The organism is Streptomyces sp. NPDC041205, assembly GCF_055591765.1.
Genome location: NZ_JBVIZH010000007.1, coordinates 328,442 through 343,387 on the forward strand (window position 1 = coordinate 328,442; position 14,946 = coordinate 343,387).

Consider the following 14,946-nt stretch of genomic DNA (forward strand, 5'->3'; position numbering starts at 1 on the left):
TCACGGGCCGTGCGCGCCGCGTCACTCGAAGCGTGCCGCGAGCAGCACCACGTCCTCCTCGCTCGCCGCCGCGGCCGGGCCGTCCAGGCCCTCCGGGAGGACCGTGCGCAGCACGTGGTCGGCGATCTCCCCGGGGTCGTCGCGGGCCGCCTTCGGCACGCTCGCGGCGGCCGCGTGCAGCCGCGCGAAGGCCCGGTCCATGGCGTCGCCCGTGCGCTGAAGGAGCCCGTCCGTATAGAGAAGCAGCGTTTCTCCTGGCTCCGGGCGGATGTCCACGCTGGGCGCCTCCCAGCAGGCGAGCATGCCGAGCGGCGCCGACAGGGACGTCTCCACGAACTCCGTGCGCCGCTCCCCGACGATCAGCGGCGGGCTGTGCCCGGCCCCGGCGAGGACGATCTTGCGCAGGCCGGGCTCGCAGAACGCGAACAGCGCCGTCGCCGACCGCGCGGGCTCGGTGAGGCGAAGCAGCAGCTCCAGGTCGGAGAGGACGGCGACGGGGTCCTCGCCCTCCATCACCGCGTACGCCCGCAGCGAGGCCCGCAGCCGTCCCATCGCGGCGACCGCGCTCGGCCCGGACCCGGTGACGGAGCCGACCGCGAGGCCGAGCGCCGCGTCCGGCAGGGGCAGCGCGTCGAACCAGTCGCCGCCGCCGCGCGGTCCGGTGCTGTGCCGGGCCGCGAGCTGCACCCCGGCGACCCGAGGCAGGCGCGGGGGCAGCAGTTCCGCGCGCAGGGTCGCGGTCGTGGAGCGGGCGCGGTCCAGTTCCACCAGGCGCGCCAGGTGCTCGGTGGCGTACTGGAGGTAGCGGCCGATGAGGTGCCGCTGCCGCTCGGCCGGCTCGGCGGGCTCGTCGTACAGCCAGACCACCGCGCCGACGCGGCCCGCCGTGTCGGTGAGCAGCGGCAGGGCGTAGCTCGCGGCGTACCCGAGGCGGACGGCGACCTCACGGTGGTGGGGGTCGAGGGCCTCGTCGGCGAGGAGGTCGGGCTGCACGACCTCGGTGACGGGGGCCGCGGCGGGGGGCGCGGTCTTGGCGGCGGGCACGGACTCCGGCGCGCCGGGGACGGCCCCGGCGGTGGCGTCGAGGAGGCGGCCGAAGGAGGTGGCGGCGCGCGGCACCGTCTCCAGATGGCCGAGGTCGGCGCGGGCGAGGCCGAGGCCGACGGTCGTGGTGGGGCCGAGGCCGTCGGCGGGTTCCAGGACGACGAGGCCGCGGCGGGCGCCGACGAGGGCGGCGCCGGCGCGCAGGAGTTCGCCGAGCGCGCCGTCGAGTGCGGCCGTGCGGGACAGGCGTTCCGTGAGTTCGTGCAGCGTGGTGAGGTCGGAGACCCAGCCCGCGAGGCGGTCCTGGATCAGTGCTCCCGGGGCGTTCTGGGCACCGGAGGCGGCAGGGGCGCCCTGGACGGACGGGGCAGTGTGGGCCGGTGGCGGAACAGTGGAATCGATTCCGGCCACTTTCGGGAGGTGCGGGGCGTTCATGGCTGACGGCTTTCCGGCCAGCGCGTATTGCTCAATAGCATCGCAAACCCCCTGTCATTCTGCGCCGCTAGCAATGTCTCCACATCTACACGCAGGGGAGAGGGGATGTCCAGCATTGTCCTGCGAGGATTCCTGGTGTCCAGTGGGGCGCGAGTGAATTCCGGGAACTGTCAGCGATCTTGAGAACTTGTCTGAAAACTGTTGCAGGGAACGGCATATTGCGGTCGACTGACATTGTTCGAAGGAGCGTCACAGCGGCTGCGATGGGTACGTACTCGGTGATGGCCAGGGGCAGTTGCGGGACGCCCGGAACCTGGTGGCGGACCCGAGCGTCTTAACCCACGGCGGCCGTGCCCCATCCTCCCGCGGCACGGGCGGCAAGAATTACGCGGGACGGCAAACGCCAGGCGCCGCCACCCCACGCCACGTCAACGCTCGGCCCATAGGGGAGCCCCATGCCGCAGGCTGGGGTGTGATGCGCCAGCTTGTACGCACCTGTACGCACTTGCATGCACCTAGTACGCGCACCTCGTACGCACGTCGATAGTGATCCACACATGGTGTGATGTGGCCCGAAGTGTCCCTCTGCGTGTAACGGAAAGGAACGAGCGCTCATGCGCGAGATCCTCGGAAGGCGACGCAGGCTCCTGTCCTGGCGAATCGGTAGGAAGTCTGACCAGAGTCCCGCTCTGCTCGGCGCGGCCATCACCTTCGCGACCGTGTGGCGCTGGCCCGTGCTCCCGGGCGTCGGCATCGACAGCCAGGTCAGGCGTGGTCTCGGCACCCTCGACACCGACGGCGACCCGCGGGGCGACGCCCGCGAGCGGCAGGGCGACACCCGCAAGAGGACCGGCAAGGGCACCAGAAGGAACGCCGAGGGCACCGGCACGCCCGCCCCGCGCGACACCGCCGCGCGCTGCGCCTGCCCCGACCCCGAGTGCGGCTTCCCCGGAGCCCATCCGCTCGACCCCGGCCTGCTCGCCGCGACGACGGACGAGCGCATGGTGCGTTGGTGGTGGACCAACCGCCCCGGCGCCCCGGTGCTCCTCGCCACCGGCGGCCGCGCCCCCTGCGCCGTGAGCCTGCCCGCGGTGGCCGGCGCGCGCGCCCTCGCCGCACTCGACGAGGCGGGCGTCAGGCTCGGCCCGGTCGTGGCCACCCCGGCCCGCATCTTCATCCTCGTCGCGCCGTACTCGATGGAGCAGTTGGGCGCGCTCCTGTACGCCAAGGACTGGGTCCCGGGCTCGCTGCGGTTCCACGGTGACGGCGGGTACGTGGCGCTGCCGCCGTCGGAGACGGGCCAGGGCCAGGTCCGCTGGGAGCGTGCGCCCCTGCCCGGCTCGGCCGCGCCCTGGGTGCCCGACGTCGAGGCCGTCGTCGACGCGGTGGTCGACGCGCTCACTCGTACGGGTGTGAGCGCCCCCGAGTTGTAGGGCGTTGGGCGCGCGGTGAACGCTCCGCGTGCCCATCGTCGTTATCTTCGGGCCATGCACCCGCGCCCGGCCGTGAACCCCCGCCTGCTCGCGCTCCTGGGAGTCGTGGCCGTCGCGGTGCTCGTGCCGCTCGCCGGCGCCTCCGCGGGGCCCGTGCTCCATGACTCCGTACTCCGCGATGACTCCGTACTCCGTGACGACGCGAAGCGCCCCGCCGGGCCGCCGCCGTCCCGCCCCTCGGCCACGCAGCCGTCCACCCAGTCGTCCACGCCGCCGTCCCGGCCGCAGGACAAGCCCGGCGATCCGGCCGCCCCCGCGCGCCCCGCGCACGACGCGGAGCCCCCGCGGGAGACCACCGCCCGCTGCGGCCCCGAGCTGTCCTCCCCGCACGGCGTGGAGGCCCAGACCTGCGTCCTGTCCCAGGCCGACGACACCTGGGCGCGTACCTACTACCGCAACGCCACGGGTGAGGCGCTGAAGGCCGTTCTGAGCGTCATGGGGCCGAAGGGACGCACCGTGCAGATGCACTGCGCGGTGGGCGCCGACGACGAGCCGGCGGCGTGCGAGACGCCCCGTGAGCGCACGGCGGGAACGGCGGCGCGGTACACGGCGGTGGCGGAGTTCGCCCGTGCGGGCTCGGGTGCGCTGCTGCTGCGCTCCGGCAGCAACTGAGCGCTCTTCCGGTGCAGTTGGGAAGGTTGTTCACCGCTGTACGGGCACCGGGTGTGCACCGGGCACAGAAACGCCCGGTTGCTGGCGACGGGGGATGCACCAGCAACCGGGCTACCTGAACGGTAACAAGAGATCGGCGCTTGGCAAATTCGATCTCAGTTATCCGGACAGGGATTTACCTGCGTCCAAGGGGAGTTGTGACGGGAGTCACGCGTTCCGTTCCGACTGACTGGTGGGTCAGTGCGGACCGGCCGGACGCCGCGGCGTCCGACGCCCCGGGAGGTCAGCTGAGGGTGACCTGTCGGTTGGTGAGGCCGCCGCGCGCCCTGCGCTCTTCCGGAGTCAGCGGCTCCGTCGCCGCGAGCGCCGTCGCGAGGCGCGACGCGAACTCGGCGGCGGGCTGCTCGATGTCACCGGCCCCCATACCGCTCGGCAGGTCCCACACCGGCACCGTCAGACCGTGCGCGCGGAACGAGCCGACCAGGCGGGTGCCCTCGCCGAGGCTCGACGCGCCGGCCGCGTGCAGCCGCGCGAGCGCGTCGAGGAGCTGCTCCTCGGGATGCGGCATGACCCAGCGCAGGTGGTTCTTCTCCGGCGTCTCGCACCAGTAGGCGGCGTCCACGCCGGAGAGCTTGACCGTCGGGATGGCGGCGGCGTTCGCCCGCTCCAGGGAGGCGGACACCTCCGGCGTCGCGTTCTCCGCGTCCGGCACCCAGAACTCGAAACCGGGGTGCACGACCGGCTCGAAGGCGCTCTTCTCGTCGATGAGCTCCTGCAGGCGGGGACCATCGCCGGACACCGCGCGGCGGCCGGGGACCGGCTGGCCGGGCTCGGTGGTGAGGGCCCGCTGGAGGGTGTCGGCGAGGTCGCGGCTGATGTCGCCGGAGGAGGTGTCGTTCTGCAGGCCGAGCAGCACCGAGCCGTCGTCGCGGCGCAGCGCGGGCCAGGCCATCGGCAGGACGGTCGCCAGGGTCACGGAGGGCACGCCCTCGGGAAGGCCGCCCTCCCGTCGTCCACCACCACCCTTGTTCTGAAGCGCTTCGCGCACCTCTTCCTTCAGAGTGAGCTCGACGGTCGCGGCGGGGACCAGCTCGCGCAGGGCCACCCAGTCGCACTCGCCGGGCAGGCCGTCGAAGGGGCGCTGCACCAGCTCGGTCACGGCGTGCGCGGCGGCCCTGCCGTGACAGGCCTTGTACCGGCGGCCCGAACCGCAGGGGCAGGGTTCCCGGGCGCCGACGACCGGGACCTCGTGGTCCTTGAGCTGCGGCTGCTTGCCCTGGTTGCCCTTGGTCTGCGGGCGCTTCTTGGCCATCGTGGGTGTCTCCCGGTTACGGCTCGCTTGCGTACGGGCGCGAGCCTAGCCGTTCGCCGTCGGGTGCCCGGGGGACCGGGTGCGCGCCGGGGCGCGGTGGGAGCGGCTCGGGGACCGGGTGCGGCCCCGCTCGGTGCACGTACCCGCTCAGTCCACGTCGTCGAAGGGGTCCGCGAAGCCGAGGTCGGATATCGCGGCCGTGGCGGCGGCCGCCGACGGTGCGACGACGCGCGTAGCGAAGTCCTCATGGCGGTGCCCGGACTGCACCAGGGCCCAGACGGTGACCTCACCGCGGGTGTCGTCGCGCACTCCCCACGCCTCGGCGAGGGCGGTGATGATGTTGAGCCCGCGGCCGCCGTGGGCCGTGACCGACGGAGTGGCCGGAATCGGGCGGGTCGGGCCGCCGCCGTCCGTCACTTCGACCGTGAGCCGGCCGGTCTTCTCGACGCGCCACGCGGCGCGCACGTCTCCGTCGTCGCCGTCCCCGTTGAGTCCCTCCCCCAGCGGCCTGCCGTGTCGGCAGGCGTTGCTGAGGAGTTCGGAAAGGATCAGTACGGCATCGTCGATGACCGACTCCGACACCCCGTTGCCGCGCAGTTGATCGCGCATTCGGTGTCTGGCTTCCCCCACGCCCGCAGGACCATGGGGTACGGCCATGCTCGACGACGTGGGCACCTCCCGTGCCACCACAAACGCCACCCCCGAGACCTCCTTTGCCCCACGCCACGGTGTGAATGCCCCAATGGACTGGACCGGAAACCGGCCAACACCGCGATGGTGACGCACTCGACACGGTCGAATACGCACCGAACGCGCCGGTGCACTCCCCGTAATGGGCGTCAGGCGCGGCCGAGTTGGGACAGAACCTGCTTCGGGCGGTTGGTGATGATCGCGTCGACGCCGAGGCGGGCGCACAGTTCGACGTCGGCGGGCTCGTTCACGGTCCAGACGTGCACCTGGTGCCCGGCCCGCTGGAGCTTGGCGACGTACCCGGGGTGGTTGCGTACGATCCGGATCCCCGGGCCCGCGATCCGGACGCCCTCGGGGAGACGGCCGTCGCGGTGGCGGGGCGAGACGAACTGCATCAGATAGACGGTGGGCAGCGTCGGGGACGCGGCGCGCACGCGGTGCAGTGAACGCGCCGAGAAGCTCATGACGCGGACGGGCGAGGGGCCGTCGGCGGGCGGCGCGTCGAGGCCGAAGCGCTTCAGGAGATGCAGCAGCCGCTCCTCCACCTGGCCCGCCCAGCGGGTGGGGTGCTTGGTCTCGATGGCGAGCTGGACCCGGCGCCCGGAGGCATTGTTTTCGGCCACCAGCTCAAGGAGGCGCTCCAGGGTGAGTACGGAGGTGTCCTTGGCGTCGGACGGGTCCTGCCCCTCGTCCCAGTCGGGCCCTTCCCCGTCCCCGGGGTCGCCGCCGTTCTTCCAGGAGCCGAAGTCGAGGGCCGCGAGGTCGGCGAGCTCCAGGGCGGAGACGGCGCCGCGGCCGTTCGAGGTGCGGTTGACGCGGCGGTCGTGCACACAGACGAGATGGCCGTCCGCGGTGAGCCGTACGTCGCATTCGAGGGCGTCGGCGCCGTCCTCGACCGCCTTCTCGTACGCGGCCAGGGTGTGCTCCGGGGCGTCCTCGGAGGCTCCGCGGTGGGCGACGACCTGGATGTGGGGCTGTCGTGCGTGGGTCACCGCGTCATCGTGCCATCGCTGACGGGTTGCGCCTTCCGTATGGGTTGGTTTCGCCCGCCGTGAACGCACAGCATCGGCTTATGGTGCCCTGACAGCCCATGGGAAAAGCTGACTGCAGACAAAACTGAACCGAAATGATCGTCTGCTGCTCTCAGGCCGTGACCGAGTACGACAGCGTGGACCGAGGAGAAGAAGCTGTGAGCACCGAGAACGAGGGCACTGAAGTACCCCCGGCCCCGTCCGCACCTCCCGTGCCGGTGGACACTCCCGCTGCTTCCGCCCCCGACACCCCGGCGCCGACGCCACCGGCGGACAAGCCCGCCACGTCCGGACCGGCCCCGGCGGAGGCTCCCGCGAGCACTCCGCCCCCGTCGGCACCGGCCCCCGCCCCGAGCGTCCCCGATCCGTACGCGCACACGGCCGGCCATGTGGGCGCGGGCCAGTCGGGCGCCGCGTACACCCAGGCGGGTCAGCCCGGCGCGGCGTACGGCCAGCAGCCCGCGTCCGCCGCGTCGCCCTCCGGCGCGTGGCCGCCGCCCCCGCCCCCGGCCGTGCCGTCGTACGCGCAGGACGGCGCCGGGTCCGGCGGCTCGGGAGGTACGGGCTGGGGCGCGTCCTGGACGGCGGAGCAGCCGGCCGCGCCGAAGCCGGGCGGTCGGCGTGGCGGCCTGGTCGCGGCGGTGCTCGCGGCGGCGCTGATCGCGGGCGGTGTCGGCGGCGGCCTCGGCTTCTGGGCGGCGGACCGCAACGACGACAACAGCACGGACTCGACGACGGTCTCCGCGTCGGACAGCCCGGCCGACCTCAAGCGCGAGCCCGGCTCGGTGGCGGGCATCGCGAACAAGGCGCTGCCGAGCGTCGTCACCATCGAGGCCCAGAGCGGCAGCGGCGAAGGCGGCACGGGCACGGGCTTCGTGTACGACAAGCAGGGCCACATCCTCACCAACAACCACGTGGTGGCGTCCGCGGCCGAGGGCGGCAAGCTGTCGGCGACGTTCTCGAACGGCAAGAAGTTCGACGCGGAGGTCGTCGGCCGCGCCCAGGGCTACGACGTCGCGGTCATCAAGCTCAAGAACAAGCCCTCGGACCTCGCCCCGCTGCCGCTCGCCGACTCCGAGAAGGTGGCCGTCGGCGACTCCACGATCGCCATCGGCGCCCCCTTCGGCCTGTCCAACACGGTCACGACGGGCATCGTCAGCGCGAAGAACCGCCCGGTGACCTCCAGCGACGGCGGCAACAGCAAGAGTTCGTACATGAGCGCGCTGCAGACCGACGCGTCCATCAACCCGGGCAACTCCGGCGGCCCGCTCCTGGACGCCCGCGGCGCGGTCATCGGCATCAACTCCGCGATCAAGCCTGCCGACAGCGGCGGCATGGGCGGCGGCGGCCAGTCCGGCTCGATCGGCCTGGGCTTCGCGATCCCGGTCAACCAGGCGAAGAACGTGGCACAGCAGCTGATCAAGACGGGCGAGGCGACGTACCCCGTGATCGGCGCGTCGGTCTCCCTGGCGAACACCTCGGACGGCGCCACCATCTCCGACCGAGCCGCCGGCAACTCCGGCGCCGCCGTGGAGCCGGGCGGCCCGGCGGCCAAGGCGGGCCTCAAGTCCGGCGACGTCATCAAGAAGCTCGACGACACGGTCATCGACAGCGGCCCGACCCTCATCGGCCAGATCTGGACCCACCGCCCCGGCGACACCGTCAAGATCACCTACGAGCGCGACGGCAAGGATCGCACGGTCGACGTCGTCCTGGGCGCACGCAAGGGCGACAGCTGACCCGCTACTCTTGACCCCGCGCCACCGGCCGAACACCGGCCAGCCGGCGCGGGGTGGGTTGCCCGAGCGGCCTAAGGGAACGGTCTTGAAAACCGTCGTGGCGCGAGTCACCGTGGGTTCAAATCCCACACCCACCGCAGCAGGTCAGCTTGTGTGCTGGTCAGAACGGGCGCCCCCGATCGGGGGCGCCCCTTCTTCTTGATCGCCGTCTCACCTTGATCCGCCTCTGGCACGCTGTCGACCAGTGTCTGTGGACCAGGCGTGGACCAGATGTCTGACGAGATCGGCGCTTAGCCACCTCTTCGGGCCGGGGCCCGCGTCGGGCAAGGGCAGGGGGCCGCTCGTGCACATTGCGGGCAGCGGTGAAGCCTGCCCGAGTTGCCAGCCAGCGTACGGCCCCCTGACCATGCCCGACCCCAACCCGAACAGGACACCGGCCAAAGCCGCGTGCGCCGACCGCGTGGGCGGGTGCGTCGATCCAAGGGCTTGGGGAAGCGATCAACTGACCAAGGCAGGCGGGGCGATCGTCCGAGCGCGGTCGTACAGATCGCGAGCCGCCGCATTCCTCCGATGCGGGCGGATGAGCCCGAACATCGCCTTGATGCGGTCGTCTGCCCGTCCGGATTGGACCATGGGGTAGTCGTCGAGGGCTTGGTGCCAGGTGGCGCAGGCTGCTTCCAAGTGGCCCATCTCCAACTGCCGCTCGGCCAGCGTGGCCCGGTGCCGTACCCGTGCGCGCCGGTAGACGCTGAAGCGCACTTTGTCCGACTGCTGCATGGCTTCGACCGCTCCGGGCACATCACCGAGTTCGTAACGCAACTGGCTGATGTGGTAGTTGAGCGATGAGGGGTCGTACGAGCCGAACGCCTTGCCACGGGATTCGGCGCGGTCCATGGCCGCCTCCGCCTCGCGGATGTACCGCAGTGCGCTCGTTCGGTCGCCTGTCTGGGCGGCCGTGTGGGCCTGCTGGCCAGCGAGGAAGGCTCGCATCCGAGGCCCGGCTTTCGGGGACGCTGCGGCAGCGGCATCCGCGAGGTTCATCGCCTTGGTCCCATGCTTCAGGTCGACCGCTTGCACGCTCATGCCGCGCAGGGTCGTGCAGTACGTCAGGTGATCCGCAGCGGCGCCCGCCAACTCCAGGGCCTTGATGTAGTAGCGCTGGGCGAGCCCGTGGAGCCCTTCGTCCACAGCCATGTAGCCGGTCAGGTAGAGCAGGTCCGAGGCAGCGGACTGCATTGCTCGCCGCACGTCATCGGGAGCATCGGCGCGCAGGTACGAGGCAACCGTGTTGACCATGAACGAGGCAGCCATGGGGCGTGCATGGCGTCCGCCGAACTGATCGTCCAGCTCTGAGACACGCTCGGTCATGGCGATGACCATGTCCACTTCGTTCATGCCGATGCGCGACGCACGGCCGGACTGAACAGCCTCCGCGCGGCCGATCACGTCGGGCCAGCCGGGGATCGTCAGGGCCACCGAGAACAGACCCGCGCCGAGGAATCTGCGGCGGGACGGATCCATGTCTTGCCTCCCCAGGTCGATCAACCCTTCCACGGTATCCATGGATTCGGGAGATTGATCGAGGGGAGCCGGCAGCCCCGCCTCAGCATGGGTGACCGGACGGCCGAGCCGACGCGAGAAGGCTTCGAGGATGCAGGCCCGCACAGCGTCGCGGGGGATGGTGCCGCCGAGCCAGTGGCTCACGGACGACTCGTCGTAGCGCAAGGGGGTGCCGGTCTCGGTACCTATGCGGTTCACAGCCCGTGCGAGCTGGCGATACGTCCAGCGGCTCTCGGCGAGCAGGTGGCCGAGCGCTGCGTTCGGTTCGCGTTTCGCCATGGCCCTCAACTCCCCACGCTCTTGCGTGCTTTCCAAGGCTTTCAAGTCCCGACGCTGCGGCAACGGTACCGCTGTGCGTGGTCAGGCGGTTGCGTAGAGCACATGAAAGATCGGCGAAACGCTCGCCGCAGACGTCTCTCCTGAGGGGCTGAGTCATGAGAAGCAAAGCGCGGGCAGCACTTGCCCGAATGACCGAAGAGCGGGGCGCGGAGGGTGTGCTGAAGATCGACGTCGTGGACGGGTGGGAACTGCCCCCAGGGTCCATGAAGTACCCGCCGTGCCAGTGCCCTCTGCACCGGGCAGCCCAGACGCAAGAGGATCGCAACGGCGCACTTGGCAGCAAGGCCCGTGCGGCCAACGAGCGAAGCAGGGGCGAGCAGGTGTGAGCCGTCTAGTGGTCCGAGTGATGAGCCATGCCGGAGCCCTCCTGATCATCACCATCGCGAGATCGATCGGCTTCGTACTCGGCGTGGCTGCCACCATGCCGACCCGCTGAACTCCTCCCTGGTCGCATGAATCGTGGTTCAGCCACACGCGGCCGAGGAGGGCACGACTGCCGCCTGACAGGGCGGTAGATCCCGTCCGGCTGCCGTACGTGTGACGGCGGTCGGCAGCCGGACGGGGCCACCGATGCACCCAACCACCGAAGGAGAGTGCAGCAGTGTCCACAACGCTAGTGCGGCCCGCCCCGGAGATCGTGGCGCGGCGTGCGCGAGAGATCTTGATGATCGTCGAGGCCGATCGGGAGTACGACCGTCTGCGCACCGCATGCGCGAAGTACGACGAGGACTGGACGAGCTTCATGGGGTACGCCCTCGTGGACGCGTTCGACATCGCGAAGGACACCGAGCCGCTGTTCCCCGAGGCCATGCGCGCCATGGCGATCAAGTCGGCCGTCTACGAGATGACGGATGGCGACGAGGAGGCCGCCGAGATCCCCGTTGCCGTCCCCGTGGACGAGATGATCCACGCGCTGGCCGCGCAGTTCACGGTGCTGTCCCGCATCCAGGACCGCACCGGCATCAAGTTCGTACACGCCACCGACCGCGAGGCCATCGGGGAATGGGACCACGGCGACTACACGCACCAGGTCTACCGGGCGGCATGGGGGCCGATGAACGAGCGCTACTGGTTCGGGAGGGGTGAGACCGCGAAGCGCAGGGCCGCGGTCATGGCGAAGTACGAGCCGCTGGGCATTCTTGACGGTGGCCGTCGGTTCGCGCCCGGGTTCGCCACTGCCAGCTAGGAGAGCTAGTTGAACGCACGGCGCAGTGCCAAGGTCGAGTCGACCTCGGGGAAGGCACGTCGGATCTCACGGTCCGCCAGGTCGATCAGCACCTCAAGGGCACCGGGGGCTGCGCCGTGCACCAGCTCACGCAGGTACGCGTCGAGTTCGGCGACGTCATCGGGCAGCTCGACGTCTGCCACCAAGGCCACGCCTTCCGTCTTGTACGGAGCGGGTGGCAGGCCGACCTTCTCCGGATGGACACAGACGGGCACGCCTTGCAGCGTGTATCTGTGGCCGTCTTCAGGGTTGAAAGGGCACTCGCGAGACGGACGCTCGGCCACGTCGAACTCGCCCAGCGGGAAGCGGCGCGATGGACAGATGCCGCACGCGCGGTGGCCGTCACCGGTGACGAATGCCTCAGCCATGGGCGGCAGCGTAGCGTGGTCGACATGGCGAGGATGGCCGCTCTGGGAGGCCCCGCTGCGAACGGGTGACGGCTGGCAGGAGCGGCCCGGAACTGGCGCCCGTGGGTGTCCGGAGCGCAAGCCGGAGCCAGTGGACCAGGCGTGGACCACGGGGGCGCACGGCCCCGGCGCGAGGATGGATAGCGGCAGGTCAGCGTGGCTGCCTCGCCTGGAACGCGCACCCTCTTGAAAACCGTCGTGGCGCGAGTCACCGTGGGTTCAAATCCCACACCCACCGCGCAGTCGAACGGCCCCTGACCTGGGATTGAGGTCAGGGGCCCGCTCATGTTCAGGCACCGCAGAACACTTTGACTCCCCGTGAGTCCCCGACCGATCGGGCACGCGAGGGGCACGAGAGTGAGGTGGGCATGATGAACGATGAAGACAAGATGACGTGGGCAGTGGCTCAGGGGCTGCATCGCTATGAGCAGGAACGTAGGGCCGAAGCGCGCCGGTAGACGCTGAAGCGCACCTTGTCCGACTGCTGCATGGCTTCGACGGTTCCGGGCACATCACCGAGTTCGTAACGCACTTGGCGCATGTGGTAGTTGAGCGACGAGGGGTCGTACGAGCCGAACGCCTTGCCTCGCGATTCGGCGCGGTCCACGGCCGCCTCCGCCTCCTTGAAGGCCGACGTCACAGGCGCCGGTGCCAACCAGGCGGACCCGCGAGGGCTTTGCTGGGCAGCGGCGCGGCGGCCAGCATCCCGCCCGCCGCAAGAGCGACGACACCTGCGGAAGCAGCAAGACGGGCCCGGAGATTGCGGTTCACGGAGTTCCTCACCAGGGAGAGGTCGAAAAAGACCGGAGAGAGCTGGACGGAAGCCGGAATGTCAGCTTCCAGTCGGTCGGTCCGGTAGCCGGCTCACGCGACTTTCGCTTACGTCTCTCCGAAGTGGCGCTTCGCCGTCGGCCCGCTCCGGTGGGAAGTCGGCCATGCCTACGTAAGGCAAACCGCTCACCGGTGCTCTCGAACGGGTCGGGTGCCGGGAAGTGGCCGTCTGTTCACGGGAGTTGATTTACGGAGACCACGGGCACCGCTGGGATGGGTGCGTGCCGCCAAGCGGTGGTGGGGAATGTGGAATCGTAAATGATCATTAGGGATTGGCGTGTGATGTTCACCTCAAGGCGTGAGTATTTGCATGACCAACTTGCCTGCTATGCCCGCATGTGGGCGGGATGTTTTGTCGGATTCGCCATGACTGCGCGTTCGCTATTGAGGGTCCTTAACCGTTCTTGACATACGGATCGCGGGAAACGCATGATCTCCCGGCGTCGGCATTCTGGCGCCTGCAATTCGAAACGGGAGAATGAAAATGCGTAAGGTCTGCACGGCGATCCTGACGGGTCTGTTCAGCGTCACGCTGTTTGTCGCGCTTCCGGGCAACCACAGCGAGGCCCGCGCCATCACCTTCGACCCCAACGCGTGCCTCGATCTCTCCCAGGTGCAGGTGTGCAAGAAGGGCTACATCTGGAAGAACGTGCCGATGACCGGGCCCGTGGCGCCGGGCAAGTGCCGCCCGTGGGTTTCGGTGAAGACCAAGAAGAAGTGCTGACCACACTGCTTCGCAGTTCTCGCGTGTGAGTGGCGGGCCATCATCATGTGATGGCCCGCCACTTTCTTTTTGTCTGGGGCGATTTGGTGGCTGATGTGGAGGGGCAAGGGGGCGGTGAAGGCACGCGTTACGCATGGCCCGTCAGGCGCGCCGCCGACGCTATCGTCGACGCCGCCTCGCGCGCGGTCAGGCCCACGCGGACGGCCGCGTCGGTGAGCGGTGCGGTGAGTGCTTCGCCGAAGCCGTTCTCGTACGCGCGGCATGCCGCCCAGAACAGGCGGGTGTTGCGCTGCCCCGCGTGCGCGGCGAGGACGAACTGGACCAGGCCCTGGCCCTGTTGGGGGTCCGCGGGGGCGCCTGCGTGCGCGGGCCGCGGTCGGCGTCGGGGGGACGGGGTGAGCAGCCGCAGGAGCGCGGGCGGGCAGGTGGCCGGCGGGAGGTGGGCGGTGCCGGGGACCGCGCTGTAGACGCCGTGTTCGGTACGGGAGCCCGGGCCGACCAGATAGCCGCCCGCGCCGCGGATGTCGATGCCGGGGGCCAGACGGCCCGCCGAGTTGGGCACGACGGTGTCGGGCGGCCCGGCCAGCCAGATGTGGCGGCCCCCGCTCGGCGTCGCCACGACGACGGTCTCCGGGATCGTGAACAGGTGCCGCAGCGCCAACTCCCGCAGTTCGGCGGGTGCGTCGACGCCGGACTTGGTGTCCAGGTCGATGCCGATCAGGTGGTACGGCGGCAGTCCGCAGGCGATGCCGTAGCCGGAGGCCCAGGGGGCGGAGGCGAACAGTTCGCGGATGCGGTGGGGGTCGGTCGACGCGTCGTACACGCCGTGTCCCATGCGGCCGCACTCGCCGCGGCAGGGGGGTGACTGCTGCGGGGCGTCGCGGTGGCCTGGGAGTGCGTGGTGCTCCGGAGGGGCGTGGTGCCGCGCGTCGTCGTGGCCCGGGGCGGTGTGGTGCCGTGCCTCGTCGTGGTGCGGGGAGCGCAGCGCCGGGAGCTTCGTCCGCGACAGCGGGATGACGGCGAGGCCGCGCTCGGCGGCGGTGAGGGCGTGGGCGAGCGCGAGGGTGGCGGTGTGGCGGTCGGCCCGGCCCGCGGCCACGCCGGGCCGCGGGGGTGCGGGGGGCCCTGAGGGCGCGGTGGGCCCCGAGGGCTCGATCGGCTCGGTGGCCGGGTGTTCCGCCGCGTGGGGCTCGGCCCTGTGGGGCTCCGCCGCGTGGCGGGGGGAGTGGTCGGTGTCGCGGTCCGTGGCATGGCGGTCGATGGGAGCCATGACTTCAGTTTCGTACAAACGTTCGATGAAGGGAAGGGGGGTGGCCCGGGGTGGCGCGCCGAGTGCGGACGGCGCCCCCCGCTCGGGCCTGCTGCGGGAACGCTTCAGCCCGTGCGGCGCCTGGCCTCGGCCGCTGAAGCGGCGCTGAGCTGGGACTTCGGGGCGCAAAGCGTGTTTATCGACTTGTCCTCACGCTTGCGGGGGAATCAGGCCTTCCGGGGTGGTTCCCAGGGG

13 protein-coding genes and 1 tRNA gene are annotated in these 14,946 nt (G+C 70.8%); 6 read left to right on the forward strand and 8 right to left on the reverse strand.

Annotated features, from left to right (window positions below; genetic code table 11):
* Window positions 1–21 precede the first annotated feature (21 nt).
* Window positions 22–1,479 carry a PP2C family protein-serine/threonine phosphatase gene (locus tag ACZ6BG_RS29145; RefSeq protein WP_469006912.1) on the reverse strand — a complete coding sequence of 486 codons (1,458 nt, stop codon included), beginning with the start codon at window positions 1,477–1,479 and terminating at the stop codon, window positions 22–24.
* A 614-nt stretch (window positions 1,480–2,093) separates the two neighbouring features.
* Here ACZ6BG_RS29145 and ACZ6BG_RS29150 point away from each other — a divergent pair.
* Window positions 2,094–2,912 (forward strand): bifunctional DNA primase/polymerase, encoded by an 819-nt coding sequence (locus ACZ6BG_RS29150; protein ID WP_469006914.1) that lies wholly within the window; start codon window positions 2,094–2,096, stop codon window positions 2,910–2,912.
* Between the two features lie 54 nt (window positions 2,913–2,966).
* Window positions 2,967–3,584 (forward strand): hypothetical protein, encoded by a 618-nt coding sequence (locus ACZ6BG_RS29155; RefSeq protein ID WP_469006916.1) that lies wholly within the window; start codon window positions 2,967–2,969, stop codon window positions 3,582–3,584.
* Window positions 3,585–3,867: 283 nt separating this feature from the next.
* Here ACZ6BG_RS29155 and ACZ6BG_RS29160 read toward each other — a convergent pair whose 3' ends face one another.
* The 3 genes from ACZ6BG_RS29160 to ACZ6BG_RS29170 all read right to left on the reverse strand — a co-directional run bounded on the left by ACZ6BG_RS29160 (window position 3,868) and on the right by ACZ6BG_RS29170 (window position 6,578).
* Window positions 3,868–4,896 (reverse strand): DUF5926 family protein, encoded by a 1,029-nt coding sequence (locus ACZ6BG_RS29160; RefSeq protein ID WP_469006918.1) that lies wholly within the window; start codon window positions 4,894–4,896, stop codon window positions 3,868–3,870.
* Between the two features lie 147 nt (window positions 4,897–5,043).
* A complete protein-coding gene (locus tag ACZ6BG_RS29165) occupies window positions 5,044–5,682 on the reverse strand; it encodes an ATP-binding protein (protein ID WP_469006920.1) in 639 nt (212 codons plus the stop codon).
* 53 nt (window positions 5,683–5,735) lie between these two features.
* Window positions 5,736–6,578, reverse strand: coding sequence for a glycerophosphodiester phosphodiesterase (locus ACZ6BG_RS29170; RefSeq protein WP_469006921.1), 843 nt, complete (start codon window positions 6,576–6,578; stop codon window positions 5,736–5,738).
* A gap of 197 nt (window positions 6,579–6,775) precedes the next feature.
* Here ACZ6BG_RS29170 and ACZ6BG_RS29175 point away from each other — a divergent pair, with 197 nt between their 5' ends.
* Both ACZ6BG_RS29175 and ACZ6BG_RS29180 read left to right on the forward strand, forming a co-directional pair.
* The gene (locus ACZ6BG_RS29175) at window positions 6,776–8,356 is read left to right on the forward strand and encodes a S1C family serine protease (RefSeq protein ID WP_469006922.1); all 1,581 of its coding nucleotides are present in this window, start codon (window positions 6,776–6,778) and stop codon (window positions 8,354–8,356) included.
* A 52-nt stretch (window positions 8,357–8,408) separates the two neighbouring features.
* Window positions 8,409–8,493, forward strand: a tRNA-Ser gene (locus tag ACZ6BG_RS29180).
* A 361-nt stretch (window positions 8,494–8,854) separates the two neighbouring features.
* Here the strand turns inward: ACZ6BG_RS29180 and ACZ6BG_RS29185 are convergent.
* Window positions 8,855–10,195 carry a tetratricopeptide repeat protein gene (locus ACZ6BG_RS29185; RefSeq protein WP_469006925.1) on the reverse strand — a complete coding sequence of 447 codons (1,341 nt, stop codon included), beginning with the start codon at window positions 10,193–10,195 and terminating at the stop codon, window positions 8,855–8,857.
* Between the two features lie 661 nt (window positions 10,196–10,856).
* On the opposite strand from ACZ6BG_RS29185, the gene ACZ6BG_RS29190 reads away from it, so the two are divergent.
* On the forward strand, window positions 10,857–11,441 hold the full coding sequence (locus ACZ6BG_RS29190; RefSeq protein ID WP_469006927.1) for a hypothetical protein: 585 nt from the start codon (window positions 10,857–10,859) through the stop codon (window positions 11,439–11,441).
* A gap of 5 nt (window positions 11,442–11,446) precedes the next feature.
* Here the strand turns inward: ACZ6BG_RS29190 and ACZ6BG_RS29195 are convergent, their stop codons facing one another.
* Both ACZ6BG_RS29195 and ACZ6BG_RS29200 read right to left on the reverse strand, forming a co-directional pair.
* Window positions 11,447–11,848, reverse strand: coding sequence for a hypothetical protein (locus ACZ6BG_RS29195; RefSeq protein ID WP_469006929.1), 402 nt, complete (start codon window positions 11,846–11,848; stop codon window positions 11,447–11,449).
* A 460-nt stretch (window positions 11,849–12,308) separates the two neighbouring features.
* Entirely contained in the window at window positions 12,309–12,542 is a 234-nt protein-coding gene (locus ACZ6BG_RS29200; RefSeq protein WP_469006931.1) for a hypothetical protein, read from the reverse strand.
* Between the two features lie 660 nt (window positions 12,543–13,202).
* Between ACZ6BG_RS29200 and ACZ6BG_RS29205 the strand changes: the two genes are divergently transcribed.
* A complete protein-coding gene (locus ACZ6BG_RS29205; RefSeq protein WP_468453723.1) occupies window positions 13,203–13,442 on the forward strand; it encodes a hypothetical protein in 240 nt (79 codons plus the stop codon).
* Window positions 13,443–13,569: 127 nt separating this feature from the next.
* Here the strand turns inward: ACZ6BG_RS29205 and ACZ6BG_RS29210 are convergent, their stop codons facing one another.
* Window positions 13,570–14,712, reverse strand: coding sequence for a bifunctional DNA primase/polymerase (locus ACZ6BG_RS29210; protein ID WP_469006933.1), 1,143 nt, complete (start codon window positions 14,710–14,712; stop codon window positions 13,570–13,572).
* Window positions 14,713–14,946 lie beyond the last annotated feature (234 nt).

What these genes read in the sequence shown, in the direction of transcription:
- ACZ6BG_RS29145 (WP_469006912.1), bottom strand. Translation starts at nt 1,479, where the DNA reads ATGAACGCCCCGCACCTCCCGAAAGTGGCCGGAATCGATTCCACTGTT.
- ACZ6BG_RS29150 (WP_469006914.1), top strand. Translation starts at nt 2,094, where the DNA reads ATGCGCGAGATCCTCGGAAGGCGACGCAGGCTCCTGTCCTGGCGAATC.
- ACZ6BG_RS29155 (WP_469006916.1), top strand. Translation starts at nt 2,967, where the DNA reads ATGCACCCGCGCCCGGCCGTGAACCCCCGCCTGCTCGCGCTCCTGGGA.
- ACZ6BG_RS29160 (WP_469006918.1), bottom strand. Translation starts at nt 4,896, where the DNA reads ATGGCCAAGAAGCGCCCGCAGACCAAGGGCAACCAGGGCAAGCAGCCG.
- ACZ6BG_RS29185 (WP_469006925.1), bottom strand. Translation starts at nt 10,195, where the DNA reads ATGGCGAAACGCGAACCGAACGCAGCGCTCGGCCACCTGCTCGCCGAG.
- ACZ6BG_RS29195 (WP_469006929.1), bottom strand. Translation starts at nt 11,848, where the DNA reads ATGGCTGAGGCATTCGTCACCGGTGACGGCCACCGCGCGTGCGGCATC.
- ACZ6BG_RS29205 (WP_468453723.1), top strand. Translation starts at nt 13,203, where the DNA reads ATGCGTAAGGTCTGCACGGCGATCCTGACGGGTCTGTTCAGCGTCACG.
- ACZ6BG_RS29210 (WP_469006933.1), bottom strand. Translation starts at nt 14,712, where the DNA reads ATGGCTCCCATCGACCGCCATGCCACGGACCGCGACACCGACCACTCC.